The sequence below is a fragment of the Hoeflea marina genome, assembly GCF_003182275.1.
Classification (GTDB): Bacteria; Pseudomonadota; Alphaproteobacteria; order Rhizobiales; family Rhizobiaceae; genus Hoeflea; species Hoeflea marina.
Genome location: NZ_QGTR01000008.1, coordinates 43478 through 65197 on the forward strand (window position 1 = coordinate 43478; position 21720 = coordinate 65197).

Annotated in this window: 17 protein-coding genes; 5 read left to right on the forward strand and 12 right to left on the reverse strand. The window is 67.1% G+C overall.

The genetic code is table 11. From position 1 onward, the window contains the following. Positions 1-93: 93 nt before the first annotated feature. From DFR52_RS22740 to DFR52_RS22760, 5 genes are read right to left on the reverse strand one after another with little or no spacing between them, the layout of a single operon-like run. A complete protein-coding gene (locus tag DFR52_RS22740) occupies positions 94-3402 on the reverse strand; it encodes an acetyl-CoA carboxylase family protein (protein ID WP_110034379.1) in 3309 nt (1102 codons plus the stop codon). A 50-nt stretch (positions 3403-3452) separates the two neighbouring features. Continuing rightward, on the reverse strand, positions 3453-5531 hold the full coding sequence (locus DFR52_RS22745) for a 3-hydroxyacyl-CoA dehydrogenase NAD-binding domain-containing protein (protein ID WP_110034380.1): 2079 nt from the start codon (positions 5529-5531) through the stop codon (positions 3453-3455). Positions 5532-5589: 58 nt separating this feature from the next. Then, a complete protein-coding gene (locus DFR52_RS22750) occupies positions 5590-7197 on the reverse strand; it encodes an AMP-binding protein (RefSeq protein WP_110034381.1) in 1608 nt (535 codons plus the stop codon). A 51-nt stretch (positions 7198-7248) separates the two neighbouring features. Continuing rightward, positions 7249-7662: a Zn-ribbon domain-containing OB-fold protein gene (locus DFR52_RS22755; protein WP_110034382.1), complete on the reverse strand. Its 414-nt coding sequence runs from the start codon at positions 7660-7662 to the stop codon at positions 7249-7251. A gap of 1 nt (position 7663) precedes the next feature. After that, complete coding sequence (locus DFR52_RS22760) at positions 7664-8833, reverse strand: thiolase domain-containing protein (RefSeq protein ID WP_110034383.1); 1170 nt, start codon at positions 8831-8833, stop codon at positions 7664-7666. Positions 8834-9121: 288 nt separating this feature from the next. On the opposite strand from DFR52_RS22760, the gene DFR52_RS22765 reads away from it, so the two are divergent. The 4 genes from DFR52_RS22765 to DFR52_RS22780 all read left to right on the forward strand — a co-directional run bounded on the left by DFR52_RS22765 (position 9122) and on the right by DFR52_RS22780 (position 12792). Beyond that, complete coding sequence (locus DFR52_RS22765; protein ID WP_110034384.1) at positions 9122-10048, forward strand: MBL fold metallo-hydrolase; 927 nt, start codon at positions 9122-9124, stop codon at positions 10046-10048. 66 nt (positions 10049-10114) lie between these two features. Next, entirely contained in the window at positions 10115-11371 is a 1257-nt protein-coding gene (locus tag DFR52_RS22770) for a 3-isopropylmalate dehydratase large subunit (RefSeq protein WP_110034385.1), read from the forward strand. Between the two features lie 10 nt (positions 11372-11381). Continuing rightward, the gene (locus DFR52_RS22775; RefSeq protein ID WP_110034386.1) at positions 11382-11897 is read left to right on the forward strand and encodes a 3-isopropylmalate dehydratase small subunit; all 516 of its coding nucleotides are present in this window, start codon (positions 11382-11384) and stop codon (positions 11895-11897) included. 25 nt (positions 11898-11922) lie between these two features. Next, the gene (locus tag DFR52_RS22780) at positions 11923-12792 is read left to right on the forward strand and encodes an isocitrate lyase/PEP mutase family protein (protein WP_110034387.1); all 870 of its coding nucleotides are present in this window, start codon (positions 11923-11925) and stop codon (positions 12790-12792) included. Between the two features lie 383 nt (positions 12793-13175). Here DFR52_RS22780 and DFR52_RS22785 read toward each other — a convergent pair whose 3' ends face one another. The 6 genes from DFR52_RS22785 to DFR52_RS22810 all read right to left on the reverse strand — a co-directional run bounded on the left by DFR52_RS22785 (position 13176) and on the right by DFR52_RS22810 (position 18636). Beyond that, on the reverse strand, positions 13176-13871 hold the full coding sequence (locus DFR52_RS22785; RefSeq protein WP_110034388.1) for an ABC transporter ATP-binding protein: 696 nt from the start codon (positions 13869-13871) through the stop codon (positions 13176-13178). Further along, positions 13855-14649 (reverse strand): ABC transporter ATP-binding protein, encoded by a 795-nt coding sequence (locus tag DFR52_RS22790; protein ID WP_110034389.1) that lies wholly within the window; start codon positions 14647-14649, stop codon positions 13855-13857. The genes DFR52_RS22785 and DFR52_RS22790 overlap by 17 nt, the downstream gene beginning before the upstream one ends. Next, a complete protein-coding gene (locus tag DFR52_RS22795) occupies positions 14642-15574 on the reverse strand; it encodes a branched-chain amino acid ABC transporter permease (RefSeq protein ID WP_110034390.1) in 933 nt (310 codons plus the stop codon). Before DFR52_RS22795 ends, DFR52_RS22790 begins: the two co-directional genes overlap by 8 nt. A gap of 3 nt (positions 15575-15577) precedes the next feature. After that, positions 15578-16465, reverse strand: coding sequence for a branched-chain amino acid ABC transporter permease (locus DFR52_RS22800; RefSeq protein ID WP_158285028.1), 888 nt, complete (start codon positions 16463-16465; stop codon positions 15578-15580). A gap of 1 nt (position 16466) precedes the next feature. Continuing rightward, positions 16467-17627 carry an ABC transporter substrate-binding protein gene (locus DFR52_RS22805; RefSeq protein WP_110034392.1) on the reverse strand — a complete coding sequence of 387 codons (1161 nt, stop codon included), beginning with the start codon at positions 17625-17627 and terminating at the stop codon, positions 16467-16469. Between the two features lie 229 nt (positions 17628-17856). Then, positions 17857-18636 carry an IclR family transcriptional regulator gene (locus DFR52_RS22810; protein WP_110034393.1) on the reverse strand — a complete coding sequence of 260 codons (780 nt, stop codon included), beginning with the start codon at positions 18634-18636 and terminating at the stop codon, positions 17857-17859. 214 nt (positions 18637-18850) lie between these two features. On the opposite strand from DFR52_RS22810, the gene DFR52_RS22815 reads away from it, so the two are divergent. After that, positions 18851-20458, forward strand: a complete 1608-nt coding sequence (locus tag DFR52_RS22815; protein WP_210205900.1) for an FAD-binding oxidoreductase — start codon at positions 18851-18853, stop codon at positions 20456-20458. Positions 20459-20506: 48 nt separating this feature from the next. Here DFR52_RS22815 and DFR52_RS22820 read toward each other — a convergent pair whose 3' ends face one another. Then, positions 20507-21292 (reverse strand): hypothetical protein, encoded by a 786-nt coding sequence (locus DFR52_RS22820; protein WP_110034394.1) that lies wholly within the window; start codon positions 21290-21292, stop codon positions 20507-20509. Positions 21293-21720 lie beyond the last annotated feature (428 nt).

A 21720-nucleotide genomic window follows, 5' to 3' on the forward strand; every position in this document is an offset into this window, starting at 1 on the left:
CCACAAATGTCGGGGGCAGACAAGCAAAAAGTTATCTGACGAATATCATTTCATCTGATGAACCAAATCTGCAGCCCGGCCGCAGGCAACCCCTCACCATGTGTCGATCCGCGACCCGGTCCGCGGAGCCCGGCCGACGCCGGCGGCGCTGAGTACGGAGCGGATGCGGCTGCGCGTCTCGGCCGGGTCGATCACGTCATCGATCTCCAGGGTGCTGGCGACGTTGAGCGCCTTGCCCTTCTGATACATCTGGTCAACGAGCTTGCGGAACAGCGCGTCGCGCTGTTCGCCTTCCGCTGCGGCGGCAAGATCGGCCCGGTAGGCAAGCCTGACCGCTCCCTCCAGCCCCATGCCGCCGAACTCACCGGTCGGCCAGGACAGCGAAGCCGCGGGGGCATGAAAGCTGCCGCCTGCCATCGCCATCGCACCCAGGCCATAGGCCTTGCGAAGCACGATCGTCACCATCGGCACGGTGAGCGCCGCGGCGGTGACGAACATCCGCGACACGTGCCTGACGAGCGCGGTTTCCTCTGCCCTGGGCCCGACCATGAAGCCCGGCGTGTCGCACAAGGTGACGATGGGAAGCCCGAAGGCCTCGCACACTTGCATGAACCGCGTCGCCTTGTCGGCGCAGTCGGCATCGATGGCGCCGCCGAGGGCCAGCGAATTGTTGGCGATCACGCCGATGGCTCGTCCCTCGATGCGGATGAGCGTGGTGACCAGGCTCGGCGCGAAGCCGCGCCGCAGTTCCATCGTCGTGCCTTCGTCGGCCAGCAGCTCGATGACCTTGCGCACCTCATAGGCGCGAAGCCGGTTTTCGGGCACGACCTGCCGCAGCGCTGTCTGATCCGGGGCCGTCCACTCGGGCAGCGTTCCCTGGAAGTAGCCGAGATAGCGGCGGGCGGCCGCCACGGCTTCCGCCTCGTCCTCGACCAGCACGTCGATCACGCCGTTCGGGCCCTGGACGGATGTGGGTCCGACCTCTTCGGGCCTGAACACGCCGAGACCGCCACCTTCGATCATCGCCGGACCGGCCATGCCAATGTTGGAATCGCGCGTCGCGATGATGACGTCGCAGCATCCCAGCAGGGCGGCGTTGCCGGCAAAGCAGCGGCCGGTCACCACTCCCACCAGCGGCACAAGCCCGTTGAGCTTCGCCAGCCGCCGGAAGGTCATGGAATCCAGTCCGCTGACGCCCGTATAGTCGGTGTCGCCGGGCCTTCCGCCGCCGCCTTCGGCAAACAGCATCACCGGAATGCGCCACTGCTCCGCCAGCTGCAGCATGCGGTCCTTCTTGTGATGCGAATTGATTCCCTGGGTTCCGGCCAGCACGGTGTAGTCATAGGCAAGCGCCATGCACCGCGCCGCCTGCTCCGCGAAGACGTCGCCGTTGACCTGGCCCACGGCGGCGAGCAGCCCGTCCGCCGGACTGATCCGCAGCAGCTCCTCGACGCTGCGGCGCGACTTCTGCGCCGCGTAGGTCAGGCTGCCATACTCCTCGTAGCGGCCGCCGTCGAAGAAGCCGGCGAGGTTCTCGCGCACCATCCGCTTGCCCGATCGGGTCCGGCGCTCGACGGCCTCGGGACGGGCGGCGTCGAGAAGTCCGTCCTTCCTCTTGAGGAGCTCGGCCAGTTCCGGACGGATGGCGGCGGGATCGCCGGCCGCAACGGCCACACTGCCGGCCATCCAGTCGTCTTCAGGATCGAGATAGGCCATGACGGCGCCGAGTTCGATGCTGTCGCCGACCGCGCACCCGATATGGCAGACGCGGCCCGCAAGCGGGGTCAGCACCGGCATCTCCATCTTCATCGCCTCGATGATGCCAATCTGCGAGCCGGCGGACACCAGCTCGCCCATGCCGACATCGATCCGGACCACCAGTCCCTGCATCGGCGCGCCGATGGCGAGGGCATCGGGGGAGAGATCCGGCGGAATCTCGGCATGGCCCGACGGGGCTGCCGCGCCGGCCTCCCTGTCAAGGGCTGCCGGACGCCGCGCATCGGAGACGTCCGTCGCCAGGATCCGTGCCAAGTGCGTCTCGATGAAGCGCGTGTGGAAGTCGCCCGCCCGGATTTCCGGCTGCGCCAGCAACTGGCGCAGGAACCCGGCATTGGTCTTCACCCCCTCGATTCGGGTGTCGCTGAGGGCGCGGTCGGCCCTGGCGACGGCGTCGGCGAAATCGCCGGTGCGGGAGCGGACGATGATCTTCGCCAGCAGGGAATCGAACGCCGGATTGGTGCGGTAGCCGGTGTAGCCGAAACTGTCGACCCGGATGCCGGGACCGGACGGCAGGTCGAAGGCGCTGAGCACGCCGCCCGAAGGAAGCACGGACCCGTCAGCCTGCAATTGCTCCATGTTGACCCGCAACTGGATGGCATAGCCCCGGGGCTCCGGGATGCGATCCTGAACCAGTCCGAGATCGTCGAGGCTCGCGCCCATGGCGACCCTCAGCTGCGCCTCGACGAGATCGTGGCCGGTGACTTCCTCGGTGACCGTGTGTTCGACCTGGATGCGCGGATTGGCTTCCATGAAATGGAACCGAGGCGGCGCAGTGTCGGTCTCGACCAGGAATTCGAAGGTGGCGAGCCCGCGATAACGGGTCTGCCGCGCCAGCCGCAGCGCCGCATCGAGAATCGCCTGCCGCAGCCCCGGCTCCACCACCAGCGACGGCGCGATCTCGACCAGCTTCTGGTGACGGCGCTGCAGGCTGCATTCGCGGTCCCAGAAGTGAACGGCATTGCCGCTCCCGTCGCCCAGAACCTGAACCTCCACATGCCGGGCGCTGGCGATGAATTCCTCCACATAGACCGCATCGTTGCCGAAGGCCGCCTGCGCCTCCGAGCGGCAGCGCTCATGCGCCTCGGGCAGCTCCGCGGCGGAGCGCACGACGCGCATGCCGCGTCCGCCGCCGCCGGCCACCGCCTTGATCATCGCCACGCCGCCCTCGCCAAGCGAGGCGAAGAAGGCCCGGGCCTGCTCCAGCGTGGTCGCGCCCTCGGTGCCGAGCGGGATCCTGACGTCGAGCGAGGCGGCCAGAGTGCGGGCCGAGACCTTGTCGCCGAACAGCCGCAGCACCTCGGAGGACGGTCCGACGAACGTGATGCCCCTGTCCTCGCACAGCCGGGCGAAATCCGGGTTTTCGCTCAGGAACCCGTAGCCGGGGTGAATCATGTCGCAGGTCTCGGCCTCCGCGGCGGCCATGACCGCCTCCATGTCCAGATAGGCGGCCGGGCCGCGCCCGGGCAGGACCACGCAGGCGTCTGCCTTGAGCACATGCAGGCTGGTCTGGTCGTCGACCGAACAGACGGCGACGCTGCGCATGCCCAGCGACGCGGCGGCGCCGGCAATCCGGATCGCGATTTCGCCGCGGTTGGCGATGAGCAATGACTTGCGATGTGACATCGTTCGGTCTCCAGAGGCGCGCGGCATGAACCGCCGCCCGATTGTTCAGATCAGTCGAAGGTGCCGGTTGTGCCGGCGCGCTCGACCAGCAGCGCCGCGGGCTCCCAGCCGGGAAACCGTGACTCCGAGTGAAATCCGCGGATCCGCTCGAGGATCGGCGCCAGCCCCACCCGCTCGGCGTAATGCATCGGTCCGCCCTTCAGGTCCGGGAAGCCGTAGCCGCGGGCATAGACCAGGTCGATGTCGGAGGCGCGCTGGGCATGGCCCTCCTCGAGGATTTTCGCACCTTCATTGACCAGCGCATAGACGCAGCGCTCGACGATCTCCCGGGCGTCGATGGGCCGCTTGCGGACGCCCGCGCCCGCCCGCATCTCCTCGAGCAGGCCCGCAAGCTCGGGCGAATCCCGGCCCTGCCGCTCGCCCTCGGCATAGAGATACCAGCCCCTGCCGGTTTTCTGGCCGAACCAGCCGCGCTCGGCCGCCGCGTCGGCGATCTCCGGAAACCGGAAGGACGGGTCGGCGGCAAGGTGACGCTTGCGGTTGAGCCAGGCGATGTCGTTGCCGGCCATGTCGGACATCTCGAACGGGCCCATGGCGAAGCCGAAGCCGCGCAACGCCTCGTCCACCTGGCGCGGCGTGGCGCCTTCCATCAGCAGTTCGTTGGCGCGCAGAAAATACTGGTCGATCATCCGGTTGCCGATGAAGCCGTCGCAGTTGCCGGCCACCACGCCGATCTTGCCGAGCTTCTTGGTCACGGCCATGGCTGTCAGCAGCGCGGAGGCGGACGTGGACGGCGTGCGCACCACCTCGACCAGCCGCATGATGTGGGCGGGCGAAAAGAAGTGCATGCCGAGAACACGACTTGAATCGCGCGTCACCGAGGCGATCTCGGCAATGTCCAGGAACGAGGTGTTGGAGGCAAGGATGGCGTCCGGCCCGACAAGCGAGTCGAGTTCGGTGAAGACGGCCTTCTTGACCGCCATGTCCTCGATCACCGCCTCGATCACCAGATCCGCGTCGGCCAGTTCCGCGAGTGCGGCGGCGGGCACGATGCGCGCCTGCGCGGCTCCAGAGGCGGCGCTGTCCATCTTGCCCCTGCGCTCGGCCGACGCATAGGCCTTGGCCCGAGCCGTTTGGCTGCGGGCGAGCGACTCCGCGCTCGGATCGTAGAGGCGCACCCGGTAGCCCGAATTGGCAAACGCCATGGCGATTCCGGTCCCCATGGTGCCGGCGCCGACCACGCCGACCGTGCCGACGGCGCGCGCGGCGGCGGTCGAATCCACGCCCTGCACCCGCCCCGCGGCGCGCTCGGCGAAGAACAGGTGCTGCAGCGCGATCGCCTCGGGCGATGCCGCCAGCTCGAGGAACGCAGCATGGTCGCCGGCCTCGGCCTCGGCGGCGGATGCTGTGATCGAGCGGGCGACGCTCTCGACGATCGCCTGCGGTGCCGGGCCGCGCGCCACGGCGCGGGCCCGTTCCATCGCTGTGGCCAGGGCGGCGTCCGCATCTCCGTCAAACCGCACCGGCCTGTCACGGAGCCGCGGCAAGGGATCGCCGGCCTTGAGAAGATCCGCCGCCACCTCGATCGCGCGCGCCGACGGCTCGCCGTCCGTGACGGCATCGGCCAGACCGAGTGCGGCCGCCTCCGTGCCGGTGATGAACCGCCCGTCCATCATCAGTTCCAGCGCCTTGCCGGCCTCGATCAGCCGCGGCAGCCGCAGCGTCCCGTGCGCGCCGGGCATGACCCCAAGCTTGACCTCCGGAAGGCCGAGAAGCGCCTGGCTCGAGGCGACGCGTGCATGGCAGAACAGCGCCAGTTCCAGACCGCCGCCGAGCGCCACGCCCTCGATCGCCGCCACCGAGGGTTTTGCCGCCGCCTCCAGCAGCCGGCCGATGTCGATGATGCTCGGAAACGCCGTGGCGTCCTCGGTGTTGAACTCGCGCACGTCCGCCCCGCCGCTGAAGCGGCCTCCCTCGCCCGACAGCACCAGACAATCGATCCGGTCATCGGCAAGCGCTGCCGAGACCGCCGCGTGGATGTGCTTGCGCATGGCCAGCGACAGAGCGTTGACGGGCGGATTGGACCAGGTGATGCGGGCGGCGTTCGGCGTGGTCTGGGACTGGGTCATGATCTGGCCTTGATGCAGTGGCGTGCGGTTTCGGGCGACGGAGTCTTGCCGCGCGGGGTCAATTGCGCTGGATGCGGAGCCCCGCCGCCTCCCGGTCCCAGACGTCGCCCCGGGAGCGTCCGACGCTGCGCAGGATGTGCTTCTCGATCTTCTGGGTCGGCGTCTTGGGCAGGTCGGGGAGAATCCGCACGTAGCGCGGTATCATGAAATAGGTGAGGTTCTTGGACAGGAACCTGATCAGGTCGGCCGGATCCAGCGAGGCGTTGTCCCTGAGCGAGACCACGACCATGACCTCGCTTTCGCTGATTTCGCTCTCGGTGGCCACCGCCGCCGCTTCGCGGATGGCGGGATGGGCCATCACCGCGGCCTCGACCTCGAAGGACGAGATGTTCTCGCCCCGCCGCCGGATCGCGTCCTTGAGCCTGTCGACGAAGAAATAGTAGCCGTCCTCGTTCCTGCGGAACACATCGCCGGTGTGGAACCAGCCGTTGCGCCAGGCCCGCGCGGTGGCTTCCGGGTCGTTGTAGTAGCCGTGCATCATCGCCCAGGGCCGATCGGTCCGGATGATCAGCTCGCCGGTGTCGCCCGTGGGGACTTCGCAGTCATGGGCGTCGACGATCCTGAGCTCGACCCCGTCGCGCGCCCTGCCGCAGGTGCCCGCCACCGGCGGATTGGCCTCCGACACGATCGGCAGGGAGACTTCCGTCATGTTGAAGGAGGTGTAGATGTCGATGTTGAAGCGCTCCCTGAGCGCCGGCGCATCGTCGTCGAAGGGCTGCTGGATGATGTAGCGCAAGTGGCCCGCCTTCTCCGCGGGCACCTCCGGCTGCGACAGCAGATAGCGCGTCATCACGCCGAGCAGGATGGCGAACGTCGCCCGGGTCGCGGCGATGGTTGCCCAGAACTGGTCCGTCTTGAAGCGCTCGATGACCGCCACCGAGCCGCCGAGCGAGAGCATCAGCATGCAGGGCAGGATTCCGGCGATGTGATAGATGGGCAGGTTGACCAGATACCGGTCACTGGCATCAAGGAAATAGACCGCCCTTCCGGCGGTGACGACATGCAGGTAGGAGCACATCACCCCTTTCGACGGGCCGGTGGTGCCGGAGGTGTAGATGATGCATTGCAGGTCGAAGGGAAGAATGGCGCGCGCCGGCGCGTCCGGCGTCTCGCCGGCGCCGTCGAGCACGCGGGCGTCGAGCAGCCTCACGCCGTCAACGATCGCCGGCGGCTGCCCGAAGGTCACGATCGTCTTGAGGCCGCCGGTGGAGACATGCGTGAGCGGCTCGACCATGTCGGCGGCGCAGACGAGGACCTCGGCGCCGGAATTGGAGATGACGCGTTCCAGCAGTCCGCCGCGATAGGCCGGGTTCACATGCACGGCCACCGCGCCGATATAGTTGGCGCCGAACCACACGCGCAGCGCGTCCGGCCCGTTCGGCAACGCGATCAGCACCCGGTCGTCCTGCCGGACCCCCAGCGCCTGCAGGCCGGCCGCCGCCCGCCGCGTCTGCCGCAGGGTTTCGGCGAAGCTCCATTCCGAGCCGTCCTGGAAGACGGCGTAGACCGCATCGGGGGTCCGCTCGGCGTTTCGCTCGAGCATGGCGCTCAGCACGCAGTCCTCCGGCGGCAGGATGCGCGGGTCAGTGGTGGTGTGGGTCTGCATGACGGTTCGCTTCCACGCTTGATGATCCGGACGGTCTGGACCGGTCGCCGGCTACTCGGCGACGATGACGGCCGGTTCGAACATGGGCACCCGATGGCCGCCGTCCGACTCGACGAACACGACGCTCACCGGCATTCCGATCCGGATGTCGTCGGCGGCGCAGCCGACGATGTTGGTCATCATCGTCGGGCCTTCACTGAGCGTCACATAGGCGATCGCATAGGGCACCTTCGCCCGCCGCATGATGCTGTAGGAATAGACGGTGCCCGCCCCCTCCGCCTGCTCGAGCACGGTGTCGGCGGACAGGCAGCGCGGGCAGCGCGCCCGCGGGTAGAAATGGGCTTCGCCGCAGGTCCGGCAGCGGCCGATCATCAGCCTGTGGCTGTCGGCCGCCTGCCAGTAGCCGACCGTCTCGACGGTCGGTTCAGGGGCTGCGGGAATGCGGTCTCCGAGACGGTCGGTCATGTCAGTGGCGCTCCAGAATGAGGGTGGCAGCCGCATGGCGCGTGCCGAGCGAACCGCCCATTGCCTGCGCGAGCGCCAGGCGGCAGTCCTTCACCTGCACCTGCGGCGCGGCCTCGCCGCGCAACTGGCGCACGGCCTCGATGATCTTGGTCATGCCGCCGCGATAGCCCGGATGATTGTTGCACAGTCCGCCGCCATCGGTGTTGACCGGCAGCCGCCCGACGCCCGAGATCAGCCCGCCGTCGGCGACGAACCGGCCGCCCTGCCCCTTGGCGCAGAAGCCCAGATCTTCGAGCTGGGTGATCACGGTGATGGTGAAGCTGTCATAGATCGATGCGTAGTCGATGTCGGACGGGACGATGCCGGCTTCCGCGAAGGCGTCGGCGCCCGAGAAGGCGGCCGCGGAGAAGGTCAGGTCGATGCGGCCGCCGTTCTGGTGCTTGACCGCCTCGCCGTGGCCGAGAACCTTGACCACCGGCCGCTTGAGCCCGGCCGCGATGTCGGGGCTGACGACGACGATCGCGCCGCCGCCGTCGCTGACGATGCAGCAATCCATGCGGTGCAGCGGATCGGCGATCATCGGCGAGCCCAGCACCTCCTCGACGGTCACCACCTTGGGCAGCATCGCATGGGGATTGTGCTGGGCGTGGTGCGAGGCGGCGACCTTGACCCAGGCCAGTTGCTCGGCGGTGGTGCCGAAATCATGCATGTGCCGCATGGCGGCGAGCGCGTATTCGTTGACGAGTTCGGCGCCATAGGGAAGCTCGAACTGCAGGTCGGGCGTCGACGGCGGGAAAGGCCGGGGCGCCACGCCGCCGGCGGCCGCATCGGCGCGCGGCCGGCCCGCCATGGAAATCACCGCCACCTTCATCTTTCCCGCTGCGATCGCCTCTGCCGCATGCGCGACCTGGGAGAGATAGGTGGCGCCGCCGCTTTCGGACGCTTCAACGTGCCGGACGCTGAGGCCGAGATAGTCCAGCATCGACAGCGCACCCAGCCCGGGGGCGTCGCTGTCGCAGAAGAAGCCGTCGACGTCGTCCTTGCCGAGACCCGCATCGGCCAGCGCCCCGGCGATCACGTCACCGTGCAGCGCAGCCAGGGAAATGTCCTTGGCATTGCGGGTGGGATGCTCGTAGATGCCTGCGATGCAGGCCTGGTTGCGAATGCTCATCGGGTGTTCCTTGCGCACCGGGCGGGAGGGAACACGGCTGACGCCGACGCCGCAAGACACCCCTCCCGTCGTGTCTTGCCGGCACGATAGAATGCCGGATCTTTTCGTGTCAACAGACAAAATGAGTTGTGTCACGCAATACGCACGGGCCGATGCGGCCCTCATGCCGTCCCCGCGACAGAGCCCCGACAATCCCCCTGTATGTTATCTCATGAAACTACTTTTGCGTATTGACACATTTTTGCGGCTTGGCTATCTCTTGGGAGAGGATACGGGGAGGAGAAATTGATGACAACTTTCAGGGTTGGCAATGTCACCGTCCGCCGGATCGAGGAGGTTCTCGAGCTCGGTTACCCTCCCGAATTCATGCTGGTCGGCTTCGATCCCGCCATGCTGGCGCGCTATCCCGTCGCCGCGGACAGCCGGTTCTACGATTCCGCCAGCGGCCGCTCCTTGAGCAGCATCCATTCCTGGCTTGTCGAGATCGACGGCAAGACCATCCTGATCGACACCTGCTCGGGCAACGGCAAGGCCCGCGCGCTGCCGATCTTCCAGCGCTTCCACATGCTTGACCTGCCCTATCTGGACAATCTCGCCGCCGCGGGCGTTTCGGTCGAGGATGTCGACATCGTCTTCTGCACGCATCTGCACATCGATCATGTCGGCTGGAACACCCGCCGCGATGGCGACCGCTGGGTGCCGACCTTCCCCAATGCGCGCTACATCTTCGGCCGCGCCGAATACGAACACTGGACCGGCGACGGCAAGGGGCCGCTGGTGTTTCCGGACAACGCCGCCGTCATCGAGGACAGCGTGCTGCCGGTTGCCGAAGCCGGCATGATGGAGCTCATCAATGCCGGCCAGGAGATCGTTCCGGGCCTGCGCGTGGAAGCAGCACCTGGCCACACCATGGATCAGCTGATCGTCAAATACGAATCCGCCGACGGCTGCTTCGTCATCTCGGCCGATGTCCTCCACCACCCGGTGCAGGTCTACGAGCCCTTCATCACCAGCCGGTTCTGCGAATATCCGGACCTGGCCGAAAAGACCCGGCGCGACCTGCTGGCCTATTGCGCCGACCGCGATGCCCTGCTGCTGCCGATGCATTTCGGCGCGCCGCATGCCGGTCGCGTCGCACGCACCGCGACCGGATACGAGTTCCGGCCGGAGACGGCGGAAGCCGCACCGGCCGGCCTGGAGATCATGCAGTCCTGACCGCCGGGTGACCGCGCCAGCGCGCCGGACCGGGAACGCAGACTGCCAAGAGAGGAAGTAAGGACCATGGGCTATACAATCACCGAGAAGATCCTCGCGCGGGTATCGGGTCTGGATCATGTCAAGGCAGGCGACGAGGTCATGGCCAAGCCCGACTTCATCACCGCCTATGATTTTCCCGGATACACCGATGTCTACTTCAAGCAGATGAAGGAGGACTTCGGCATCGAGCGCGTGGCCGAGCCCGAGCGCATCGCCATGTTCATCGACCACATGGTGCCCGCAGCCACCCCCAAGGAGGAAGAGCTCCACATCGGCACCCGCAAATGGTGCGCCGAAAACAACGTGCCGCTGTTCGAGCGCAAGGGCATCGGCCACCAGGTGGCCTCGGAAGTCGGCTACGCGGTCCCCGGCGCCTTCGTCGTCCATTTCGACGGCCACATCAGCCAGCTCGGCACCTTCGGAACGCTCGCCATGGGCATCCGCCGCAACCTGCTGGAAGCGCTGGTCAACGAGAAGATCTCGATCAAGGTCCCCCACACCGTCCGCGTCAACCTCACCGGCACGCTGTCGAAGGGCGTTCTCGCCCGCGATGTGTTTCACCATCTGGTGCGCGAGATGGGGCCTGCCTCCTGCCGGTTCCAGGTGCTGGAGCTCGGCGGCCCGGGCCTTTCGCAGCTGACCACCGAGGGACTGCAGACCATCACCGGACTTGCCATGTTCACCGGCGCCGTCACCGCCATCGTCAACCCGGACGAGCCGCGCCTGGCCTATGCGCTGCCGCGCGCGCGCAAGAAGCTCGACCCGGTCTACAGCGATCCGGACGCGGACTACGCCAAGGTCTACGAGATCGACCTCACCGCGCTCGAGCCGCTGATCGTGATCCCGCCCACCCCGGCCAATTCGCGCAACCTCACCGAATTCCTCGGGCTCGAGCTGACCAACGGCTATCTCGGCTCCTGCGCCTCGGGCCGGCTCGAGGATCTCGAGATCGCCGCGCGGATCCTTGAGGGCAAGCAGGTGGCGCCGGGCTTCCAGCTCAATATCGTGCCCACCAGCAACGAGATCATGGTGGCGGCCGGCCGTGCCGGCTATCTCGCCACCCTGACGGAGGCCGGAGCCTTCGTCTCGGCGCCGAGCTGCGACTACTGCTTCGGCCGCATGGGAGCCATGTCGGCCAACCAGCGCGCGGTGTCGACCGGCACGCTGAACGTGCGCGGCCGCATGGGCAGCCCGGATTCCGAAATCTATCTGTGCAGCGCGGCGACCGTCGCCGCATCGGCGCTGGAAGGCAAGATTGCCGACCCGCGCAAGTATCTGTGAGGACACGGACATGGCGTTGGAAAATCTGCGCGGGCGTGTGGCCTTCATCTTCGAGGAAGTCAATTTCGACGTCGACCAGATCGTCGGGGTGAAGAACATCAAGATCACCGACATCGACGAACTGGCCGCCGCCGCCATGCAGTCCTACGATCCGGACTTCCGCACCGCCGTGCGGCCGGGCGATATCCTCGTCGGCGCCGACAATTTCGGCTACGGCCATCCACACTATCCCCCGATGCGCGCCATGCGCCACATCGGCATCGCCGGCGTGCTGGCCGAATCCTTCTCCCCGGGCTACTGGCGCGGAGAGATCTCGATGGGGTTTCCGCAGGCCACCTGCCCCGGAATTCTCGGCATGGTCGAGCGCTGGGACGAGATCGAGATCGACTGGGCGGCCAACGAGGTGCGCAACCTCACCCGCGGCGGCAGCCTTCCCATCGACCCGCTTTCCAATGCGGACCGCGCCATGCTCGATGCCGGCGGATTGATCGGCTACCTCCAGGGCAAGCGGCAACCCGCGGCCTGAACCATCTCAAGAACAGGAAGATCCCATGTCCCACGGTCCAAGCAACGACTATCGTGAACGCGTCCTGGCCCAGAAAACCGTCTGGGCCGCCGGCGCCTATGATGCCTTCTCGGCCAAGATGATCGAGCGCGCCGGCTTCGACGCGGTCATGACCAGCGGTTTCGGCGTCTCCGCCTCGCTGCTCGGCATGCCCGACGCCGAACTCTACACCATGACCGAGAACGCCGGCGTCGTCCGCAATGTCGCCAACGCGGTCAAGATCCCGGTGATCGCCGACATGGACACGGGCTACGGCAACGCCATCAACGTCATGCGCTCGGTGCGGGAATTCGAGGGCGCCGGCACCTCGGCCATCATCATGGAAGACCAGGTCGCGCCCAAGCGCTGCCCGATCTGTGTGAGCGGCGTGGAAACCATCGGCCTTGAGGAGGCCGTCAAGAAGATCGAGGCGGCGGTCGAGGCCCGCCGCAATCCCAACATGCTGATCATCGCCCGCACCGATGTCGATTCGGTTCCCGAGGCCATCCGCCGCGCCAAGGCCTATGTCGCCGCCGGCGCCGACGTCATCCAGCCGATCAGCAACACCTTCAAGGATCTGGCCGGGCTCAAGACGCTCCGCGCCGAGGCCGGCGTGCCGCTGTCGCTGCAGATTCTCGGCTGGCTTGAGCGCGACCTGACGCCGGACGAGATCGCCAGCGTCGCCGGAATGGCGACCTTCGCGCTCGTGCCGCTGATGACCGCCGCCGCCGCACTTGAGAAGAACCTGGCCCAGCTGGCCCGCGACAAGACGTCGAGGAACCTGCCGCTCGCGCGCATGGACCATCACGAGTTCATCGGCCTGATCGGTTTCCCCGAGATCGAGCAGCTGCAGCTCCGGTTTCTCGAGCAGGCCTGACTTCCCCGGCGTGCAGGGTCCGTCCAGTCGGCGTCAGGCCGGGCGGATCCGGCATTGCCGCCTGCCGAAACTCGCTCTGTCGCTGCACGATGCGACAGAGCGGGACCGCCGAACGCCTCCATCAAAGGCGGGGTCGCTGCAGGCGCCGAGTGAAGTTCCGTGTGAAGCTCTGGAAATTGGCTGGGTCACGGGGCCGGCCGGAACGGCCCCCGGTCTGCGCCCACAGATCCACCCATTTCGGAGGTGGCCCCGAGTGACCCCTTCGAGACTGGGAAACGGCAACCTCCAGAGGCGTCATCGCACCGGGTATTTGCCGGTTGGGCCGGAAAGCGGGCCGGGTGCCGGCCTTCATCGGCGCTCGGCAGGCCCGAGCGGGGCGCTCTTCAGCCGAGATAGGCTTCGAGCACTTCCGGGTTTTCGCGCAGCGCCTGCGGTGTTCCCTCGACGACGATCTCGCCGCGCTTGATGACATAGCCGTAGTCGCAGACCGACAGCGCGATGGCCGCATTCTGCTCCACCACCAGGATGGTCTGGCCCTGCCGGTTCAGCGCCACGATGGCTTCGAACACCACATCGACGATCGACGGCGCCAGTCCCATCGACGGCTCGTCGAGCAGCAGCACGCGCGGCTCGGTCATCAGCGCCCGGCCGATCGCCAGCATCTGCTGCTCGCCGCCGCTGAGCAGGCCGGAGGGCTGGGTCCGCCGCTCCTTGAGGCGCGGGAACAGGTCGAAGACGCGCGCCAGCGTGTCGCCCGTCCCCTTGCGGCCGGAGAACCGGCTCAGCAGCAGGTTTTCCTCCACCGTGAGCGGAGCGACCACCATGCGGCCTTCCGGCACCAGCGCCAGCCCCGCCCTGACGACATTGTGCAGCGCCAGCCTGGCGATGTTGCTGCCGTCGAGCATGACGCTGCCGCCGATCGGGCGGTGCAGGCCGGCGATGCTGCGAAGCGTGGTGGACTTGCCGGCGCCGTTCGACCCCAGGATGACGCTGAGCGACCCCGACGCCACGGTGAAGCTGATGCCCCGGACGGCGCGGATTGCGCCATAGCTGGCAGTGAGATCAGAGACCGAGAGCATCGCGCTTCTTTCCGAAATAGGCAGTCTGGACGTCGGGATTGTCGATGCAGGTCCTGGGTGTTCCCTCGGCCAGCAGCTGCCCGAAATTGATCACCGTGCAGGTCTCGCAGAATTCGGTCACCAGGCTGATATTGTGCTCGACCATCAGGATGGTCAGCCCGCTGTCGCGCAGTTCATGCACGAGCTTGCCTATCTCGCTCGCCTCGGCGTGGTTCATGCCCGCCGTCGGCTCGTCGAGCAACAGCATCTTGGGATCGGACCCCAGCGCGCGGGCGATCTCGATGCGCCTCTGTTCGCCGTAGGACAGCGTTTCCGCCAGTTCGCCGGCGCGATCGGCCATGCCGACGCGCTCGAGAAGGTGCATCGCGGTCTCGCGGGACGCCTTCCATTTCCGGCGCGCGTCCGGCGTGCCGAGGAAGGAGGCGAAAAGGCTGGTCCCGCGCCCGAGATAGCAGCCGGTCAGCACCTGTTCGAGCACCGACATGCCGCTGAACAGGCGGACATTCTGATAGGTCCGGCTGATGCCGAGGGCCGCGATCCGGTGCGGCTCGAGCGTGTCCGTGCGCTGCCCCTGAAACAGGATGCTGCCGCTGCTGACATCGAACAGTCCGGTGATCAGGTTGATGACCGTGGTCTTGCCGGCGCCATTGGGGCCGATCAGGCCGTGCACGGTGCCCCTGTTGACGGTCATCGAGAGGTCGTTGACCGCCGTGACGCCGCCGAACCGCTTGACCACGTTGCGGAGTTCGTGAAGCACTGGGGTGTCGGAGCTAGTCATGGGCGTGTCCTGCCGTGCTGCTGCCCGGTCGCGCCTCGACCGCGTCGGAGCCGTTCAGCGCCGATTGCTGGCGCTGGCGGGCGGCCTTCCGCAATCCGCGCGCCCGCGGATCGATCAGCCCGCGCGGCAGGTAGATCATGATCACCAGCAGGACCACGCCCTTGGCGATGTCCTGGATCTCCGGCAGCACCGCCTGGGTGATGGTGGGAAGGGCCGTGAACACGAAGGCGCCGACGATCGGGCCGAACCAGAAGAAGGAGCCGCCGAGCACGGTCGAGGCGATCATGGTGAAGGCCACGCCGAGATAGAAGGTGTCGGCCGAGATGTACTGCAGCGTGGTGGCCATCGCCGCCCCTGCAAGGCCGCCGACCACGCCGCTGATCAGGAAGGCGATCATCTGGATCTGGCGCGCGCTCACCCCCATCGTCGAGGCGGCGGCGGCATCCTCGCGCACGGCGCGGATCGCCAGCCCGTACCAGGACTTGTGCAGCCTGAAGAACACCAGCGAGACGATGGCGAGCAGCACGGCGAGTTCCAGCACCGACGCCCGCACCGGCACCACCATTCCCATCACGCCGCCCGTCAGCGAGGGCGTGTTGAGCACCACGACCCGCGAGATCAGGATCAGCGCAAGGCTGGCGAGCGCCATCCAGTGGGTTTCGAGCTTGAGGAAGAGGGCGGCGATGATCGCCGAGGCAAGCCCGCCGAGCAGGCCGGCGATGACGACGGCGAGCCACAGCGGCAGGCCGAACGTACCCATCATCTGCGCGGCGGCAAAGCCGCCGACGGCCGCGAACACCACCGTGGTGAAGCTCAGGATCCCCGCCGACAGCACCGAATACATGCTCAGCGCAAACAGCGAGTTGACGAGGCCGAAGGCGAGCGTCGCCGAGTAGGCGTACCAGAAATCGAGAAGTGCTTCCATGGATCAGGCTCTCATGAAATCACGGCTGCCGAACAGGCCGCGTGGCCGCGCCACCAGGAATGTCAGCAGCAGAACATAGGTGAATCCGTCCCGGTAGGTGGTGGACAGATACTGGGCGACGAAGACCTCGCAGATTCCGAGCAGGATGCCGGCGATGACGGTGCCGCGCACATCGTCGAAGCCCCCGACCACGACGGCGGCAAAGCCCTTGAGCAGCAGGCCCTCTCCGAGCATGTAGGAAATGTTCGAGGTGGCAGCGCCGCCGAGCACGCCGGCGAGCCCCGAGGTGGCGCCCGCCAGGAAGGCGGTCAGCAGGATGACGATCCGCGGATTGACGCCGCTCAGCGCCGCGGCCTCGGCATTCCAGCCCACGGCGCGCATCGCCGCACCGATCCCCGTCTTCTGGATCAGCGCATAGATGCCGCCGCCGCAGACCAGCGTCGCGACGATGATGATGATCTGCATCTCGGGGATGCGGATCAGGCCGAGGTCGACCATCCCGGAGGGAAAGCTCGACGACGGGAAGGCCCAGCTCTGGTGGTTGGTCGCCATCCCCGCCAGGCTGTCGAGAATGATGAGAAAGGCGATGCTGGTGATCAATGCCCCCAGCATCCCCGTCTTTCGTCCCCTGAGCGGCTGGAAGCCGATCTGGTCGACGGTGACGGCGATCAGGCCGCCACCGAGAACCCCGATCGCAACGGCCGCCGGAAACGGCACGCCGAAATAATCGACGCTGAAATATCCCAGGATGGCCGCCCAGCTCGCATAGGCGCCATGGGCGACATTGAGCACGCCGAGCGTCGCGAAGACGAGCCCGAACCCGATGCCGAACAGGGCATAGAGCGACCCGAGGGAAATGCCGTTCACCAGCTGCTCAAGGAACAGGGTCATGTTATGGCTTCTCCCACAACTTGACTTCGCCATCCTTGGTCCAGTTGACGATCAGCGTGTTGGGCGTGCGGGCCTGGCCGCTCTCCATCGGCTGGCCGCCATAGGGATTGACCGCGATGTCGCTGGTGCCCCACATCGCCTTGGCCAGATCCTGGCGCGTCGGCTTGCCGCTGAGCGTCTTCAGCCCCTGGGCGATGAACTGGATGGCCATGTAGCCCTGCGCTGCATAGACGTCCGGCAGGGCATTGTACTGAGCCTTGTAGGCGTCGATGAAGGCCACGGCGGCCTCGCTGTCCGAGACGCCCGGCTGGAACGACAGGGCGAAGGGAATGCCGGTGATGGTCTCGCCGGATTTCTTGAAGATCGCCGGCGGCGACAGCACTTCCGAGGTCACGATGGTGCCTTCGTAGCCGCGCTGGCGCAGCGCCGTGATGATGCCGACCGTCGGCTGCTGCGTGGTCATGACGACGATGAGGTCGGGATCGGTGGCGATGCCCTGCGTCGCCGGGCCGGTGAAATCGGTGTCCGCGCTCAGCGTCGAGATTTCGGCCACGGTGGCCGCGCCCGACTTCTCGATGACCTCCTTCATCGCCATGGCCCGCGCCTTGAAGATGTCGTTGTCGCCCGAGAGGAAATACGCGACCTTCTGCGGCTTGAGCTCGGCGGCGAGCCGCTCGGACATCGCCACTTCCTGCGGACCGGGCAGGGCCACGACCGAGGTGACATAGGGCTCCTGCGGCAGCGAGGCGCGGGTGGCGCCGTAGATGACCAGCGGCACTTCGTTGCTCATGGCAATCGGGCTCACCGCGGCGGCAATGGCGCTGAGGATGCAGCAGGTGGTGGCCAGAATGCCGCGGTCGGACCCGAACTGGGTCATCGCCTGCACGGCGCGGGCGGCGTCCGAGCCGCTGTCCTTGATGTCGAGCGCCAGGGTGACGCCCTCGCCCGCCAGGCCCTTGCTGTTGATTTCGGCCACCGCGATGTCGGCGCCCTGATGGTAGGACTGGCCGGCGGAGGCGATCGGGCCGCTGTCGTCGGAAATCATGCCGATGCGGTACTCGCCCGCGTCCGGATCGGCGTGGGCCGGCGCGGCAATGCCGAGCGCGACCGCCATGTAGACAGCAGACAGCAATGTCCGCTTACTGGTTTCAAGCATGTTCATAGTGACCTCCCAAGCTCCTGTGCGATGGTCTCAGGAGGAAGTCTCACATGAATGTCGGGCGGGCGTGCCGGTGCGGCAGCCTGCGAACCGACACCGAAGTCCCCTCCCGAAGCCTCCCGTGCATGCTGATGCAATGCCTGCACAGACTAGGCAGGCAGCCACCCACAAGTCAATCCACAAAATTTGGTTCACCTAGTGAAACGTCGATGGAGCCCGTTTTGCGACCCGCCTACGCCTCGATGCCGGCGCGCACCGCATCCGCCGCGGCCTGCAGCCGGCGCAGGTAGACCGGCTTGCCGCGTTCCACCATCTGCGGCGTCAGCCCGGCCATGCTGACGCAGCATGTCACCCGGCCCTCGGCGTCGAAAACCGGGACGGCAAGCGCGGTGATGCCGACGGCGACGTCGTCGATCGCGCACTCCCAGCCGCGCTTGCGGATGGTGCGCAGCTGGCCGCGCAGCACGTCCGGATCGGTGATCGACTTGGCGTTGAGCTTCTCCAGCGGACCCGAGAGGATCTGCTCGATCACCTCCTCGGGCTGATAGGCGAGGAACACCTTGGGCGCGCCGCCGCAATTGAGCGGCAGCGTGCCGCCGATCGCCCACCAGTGCACCTCGATGCCGCGCATGTCATGGACGCGATCGAGGCACACGGCGCTGTTGTCCTGGAAGACCGAAATGAAGGCCGTCACGCCGAGCTCGTTGGCCAGTTGCAACAGGATCGGCTGGGCGATGGCGCGCAGGTCCAGGCTGTCCTCGACATTTGCCGCCAGCTTGCGGATGGCCGCACCCAGCCGGTAATGCTGCGTGACCGGGTCCTGGCTGATGAAGTCGCTGTGCATCAGGGTGAGCAGCAGCCGGCGCGTCGTCCCCTTGTCGAGCCGCGTCGCGGCGCTCACCTGCGCCAGCGACTGCAGGCCCTTGCCCGCAAACGAATTGAGCACGGAGAGCGCGCGGGTCACGGCTCGGACATTCTGCACCGCCGCCACCTTGGTGTCTGCTTCTTCCATCACGATGAATTCGCTCCCAGATTGTAGTCCGCCCGTCGGGCCGCGTCATGATCAGCTTGTCTGATACCCGATTGGCCCGCTTTGGCCAAGATGCCGCGGCGTTGCCGGAGTATAGGCGAAAATATCACCACGTGAAATAAAAATTGCCTGTTGACATGCTGCGGGCGCCGCGATTTGCTGCGCGGGAAATCGAGCACCGTGGAGGAGACCAGGCATGTCGATCAGTGAACACATCCGTGCCGACGATCTGATGGCGCTCGAGACCCTCCGGCAGGCGCTCGGCGACGGCATGGTTCGCCACGACGTCGAGACCCGCACCTATTACGCCAACGACGTCTTCTGGCAGCCCGGCATCGCGCCGCTGGCGGTCGTGCTGCCCGGGACGGCGGCGGAGACCGCGCTCGCCGTGCGCACGGCCACCGACTGCGGCCTTTCGGTGGTGCCGCGCGGCGGCGGCATGTCCTACACCAAGGGCTACATTCCGGACCGGACCGACTCGGTCATCATCGACACCCGCAAGCTCAACGCGGTCATCGAGGTCAACGCGGCCGACCGCTATGTCACCGTCGAGGCTGGCGCCACCTGGAATGAGGTCAACGCCGCGCTCGAGGGCACCGGCCTGCGCACCGGCTACTGGGGGCCGCTGTCGGGCATCAACGCCACAGTCGGCGGCGCGCTGTCGCAGAACAGCGCGTTTTTCGGCTCGGCGCTCAACGGCACCGTCGCCGACAGCGTGCTGGGCGTCACCGTCGTGCTGGCGGACGGCCGCATCGTCACCACCGGGTCGGGCAACCGCAAGGGCGCCAGGCCGTTCACCCGCTACGGCGGGCCGGATCTGACCGGCATGTTCCTCGGCGACAACGGCGCCTTCGGCATCAAGGTCTCGGCCACGCTCAGCCTCTGGCCCCGGCCGGAGGAGGTGGAGTTCCTGTCCTTCGGCTTCGCCAAGTTCAGCGACATGGCGCTGGTCCAGGCCAGGATGGCCGAGACCCGGCTGGTCTCGGAGGGGTTCGGCATCGACCGCACCAAGGTCGAGCACTCGGCCAGCGTCAACAAGCTCTCCGACGGGCTGCAGGCGCTCGGCAATGTCGCGACCTCCGCCAAATCGCTCCTCTCCGGCGTGCGGCAGGCGGTCAATGTCGCCACCTCCGGCACCGCGTTCCTGAAGGACCATGCCTTCACATTGCACATCGTCACCGAGGCGCGCTCGCCGGCCGCGCTCAGCGACAATGTCGCCAGGCTGCGCGCCATCGCCAGGAACACCGGTGTCGAGTTGCCCAACAGCGTGCCGAAGGTGATGCGCTCCAAGCCCTTCGGTCCGGTCCGCGGCATGCTCGGGCGCAACGGCGAGCGCTGGGTTCCCATCCACGCAGTCTTCCCGCTCGGCGAAGCCGTCAGGATCGCGGAGGCAAATCAGGCCTTCTTCGCCGGCGAGGCCGGATTCCTCGAGCGCCACGGCATCGTCTATTCGGTGATGACGATGACGGTGGGCAACGAGTTCTTCATCGAGCCTGCCTTCTACTGGATGGACGAGATCACGCCGCTGCACGCGCGCAGCGTCGGCGAGGCGACCGTGGCGCCCTGGATGGACCGGCCCGCCAACGCCGCCACGCGCCAGGCCGTGGCCGAACTGCGGCGGCGGACACAGGAATTCTACGCCTCGATGGGCGGCATCAGCTGGCAGGTGGCCGGCGACTATCCCTTCCGCGAGACCATGGATCCCGACAGCTACGCCATGCTCGAGGCGGTCAAGTCGGCGCTCGATCCGCGGCGGCTGATGAATCCCGGCATGCTCGGCCTCGACACCGTCCCGCGGCGCTGAGCGGCGCCCCGAGCGCGCGGGTCAGAGCCCCGCTCGGCCGCCCTCCGGTCAGCCGGACGTCCCGGCCCTGAGCGTGGCGATGCCGCGCTGGCGGCAGTCCTTGAGGATTGAGCGCGTGCTCGCCGCCACGTCCTGGGCGACGAACAGCTTTGCCCGTTCATCGTCGAGAAAGTCGGTGCCGAAATTCTTCGTCAGGTGCACCGACACGTAGGACTCGCCGTCGAAATCCTCGCGGCTGAAGTACCACGACTGCTGGTAGCCGTTGATGTCCACATAGCGGCCGATCGCCCATTGCAGGTCGGCCTTCAGCGGCGCGAGCCGGTCATCGCCCTCGGCGGGAAAATAATAGGAAATGGTGATCTCCCCGACATTTACCTGGCAGCGCAGCCGGATCGCCGCCTCGGTGGTCCTGATGAGGTAGGAGGCGGCGTTCTCCCCGGGATTGTGGCTCATGCTGATCTCGGTGGGTGAAGCGCGGATGGTCCGGGCGATATGCCGGAGGCCGAGATCGACCTCCTTCCAGGGGCGCATTCCGGCCCGCGGCACATCGATATAGGCCATCATCCGCGGCAGCGTGCGGCACAGAAAGCGGTCGGCCTTGAGCTGCAGTCCGATGGCGCCGACATCGCGCGCCGAAAAGAAGATCACCAGGGCGACGACCAGCCCGGAGGCGGCGATCTGCGCCAGCGAGAGACCGAGCAGCATCCAGTCGGACCGGTCCTGGCCGAGATAGTACCAGACCACGGCGAGGGCGAAGACCAGCGTGATGCCGAGCACGGCGAGCGCGGTGATCCGCACCCAGAGCGGCGCATGCAGAAAATTGTTGCCGTCCAAAATGACCTCCTCGTCTGGCGATGCGCCGGCTCGAGCCTGTCCGGACGAAGTCGATTCCCCTTCGTCGCGGGACAATGCGACAGGACCGACAATCCGGAGCGCTTGCGCGATTCCCCCGGAAAGCAGAACCGCTCTACCCCATCCGCGGCGCCCGGACCACCCTGCCCCTTCCCTCATCCTGAGGAGCGACCCTGAGCCTGTCGAAGGGGAGCCTGCCGAAGGGGAGCCTGCCGAAGGGGAGCCTAGAAGGGCGAGGGAAGGCCCGTTCGGCGGATGGCCATTGCGGCAGGTCCGGTGGCTTCACCCTCGCCCTTCGAGGGTGGCTCGCGCGGCCGCCTTAGGATGAGGGTGAAGAAGTGGCGCGGATGCCCACGTCCGCCATCATACCGGGCTTGACCCGGCATCCAGCGGGCTCGCGTCCGCGAGCC

Bases quoted from the DNA above. Each gene is read 5' to 3' on its own strand.
- DFR52_RS22740 (WP_110034379.1), bottom strand. From the start codon at position 3,402: ATGTCACATCGCAAGTCATTGCTCATCGCCAACCGCGGCGAAATCGCG.
- DFR52_RS22745 (WP_110034380.1), bottom strand. From the start codon at position 5,531: ATGACCCAGTCCCAGACCACGCCGAACGCCGCCCGCATCACCTGGTCC.
- DFR52_RS22750 (WP_110034381.1), bottom strand. From the start codon at position 7,197: ATGCAGACCCACACCACCACTGACCCGCGCATCCTGCCGCCGGAGGAC.
- DFR52_RS22755 (WP_110034382.1), bottom strand. From the start codon at position 7,662: ATGACCGACCGTCTCGGAGACCGCATTCCCGCAGCCCCTGAACCGACC.
- DFR52_RS22760 (WP_110034383.1), bottom strand. From the start codon at position 8,833: ATGAGCATTCGCAACCAGGCCTGCATCGCAGGCATCTACGAGCATCCC.
- DFR52_RS22765 (WP_110034384.1), top strand. From the start codon at position 9,122: ATGACAACTTTCAGGGTTGGCAATGTCACCGTCCGCCGGATCGAGGAG.
- DFR52_RS22770 (WP_110034385.1), top strand. From the start codon at position 10,115: ATGGGCTATACAATCACCGAGAAGATCCTCGCGCGGGTATCGGGTCTG.
- DFR52_RS22775 (WP_110034386.1), top strand. From the start codon at position 11,382: ATGGCGTTGGAAAATCTGCGCGGGCGTGTGGCCTTCATCTTCGAGGAA.
- DFR52_RS22780 (WP_110034387.1), top strand. From the start codon at position 11,923: ATGTCCCACGGTCCAAGCAACGACTATCGTGAACGCGTCCTGGCCCAG.
- DFR52_RS22785 (WP_110034388.1), bottom strand. From the start codon at position 13,871: ATGCTCTCGGTCTCTGATCTCACTGCCAGCTATGGCGCAATCCGCGCC.
- DFR52_RS22790 (WP_110034389.1), bottom strand. From the start codon at position 14,649: ATGACTAGCTCCGACACCCCAGTGCTTCACGAACTCCGCAACGTGGTC.
- DFR52_RS22795 (WP_110034390.1), bottom strand. From the start codon at position 15,574: ATGGAAGCACTTCTCGATTTCTGGTACGCCTACTCGGCGACGCTCGCC.
- DFR52_RS22800 (WP_158285028.1), bottom strand. From the start codon at position 16,465: ATGACCCTGTTCCTTGAGCAGCTGGTGAACGGCATTTCCCTCGGGTCG.
- DFR52_RS22805 (WP_110034392.1), bottom strand. From the start codon at position 17,627: ATGAACATGCTTGAAACCAGTAAGCGGACATTGCTGTCTGCTGTCTAC.
- DFR52_RS22810 (WP_110034393.1), bottom strand. From the start codon at position 18,636: ATGGAAGAAGCAGACACCAAGGTGGCGGCGGTGCAGAATGTCCGAGCC.
- DFR52_RS22815 (WP_210205900.1), top strand. From the start codon at position 18,851: ATGTCGATCAGTGAACACATCCGTGCCGACGATCTGATGGCGCTCGAG.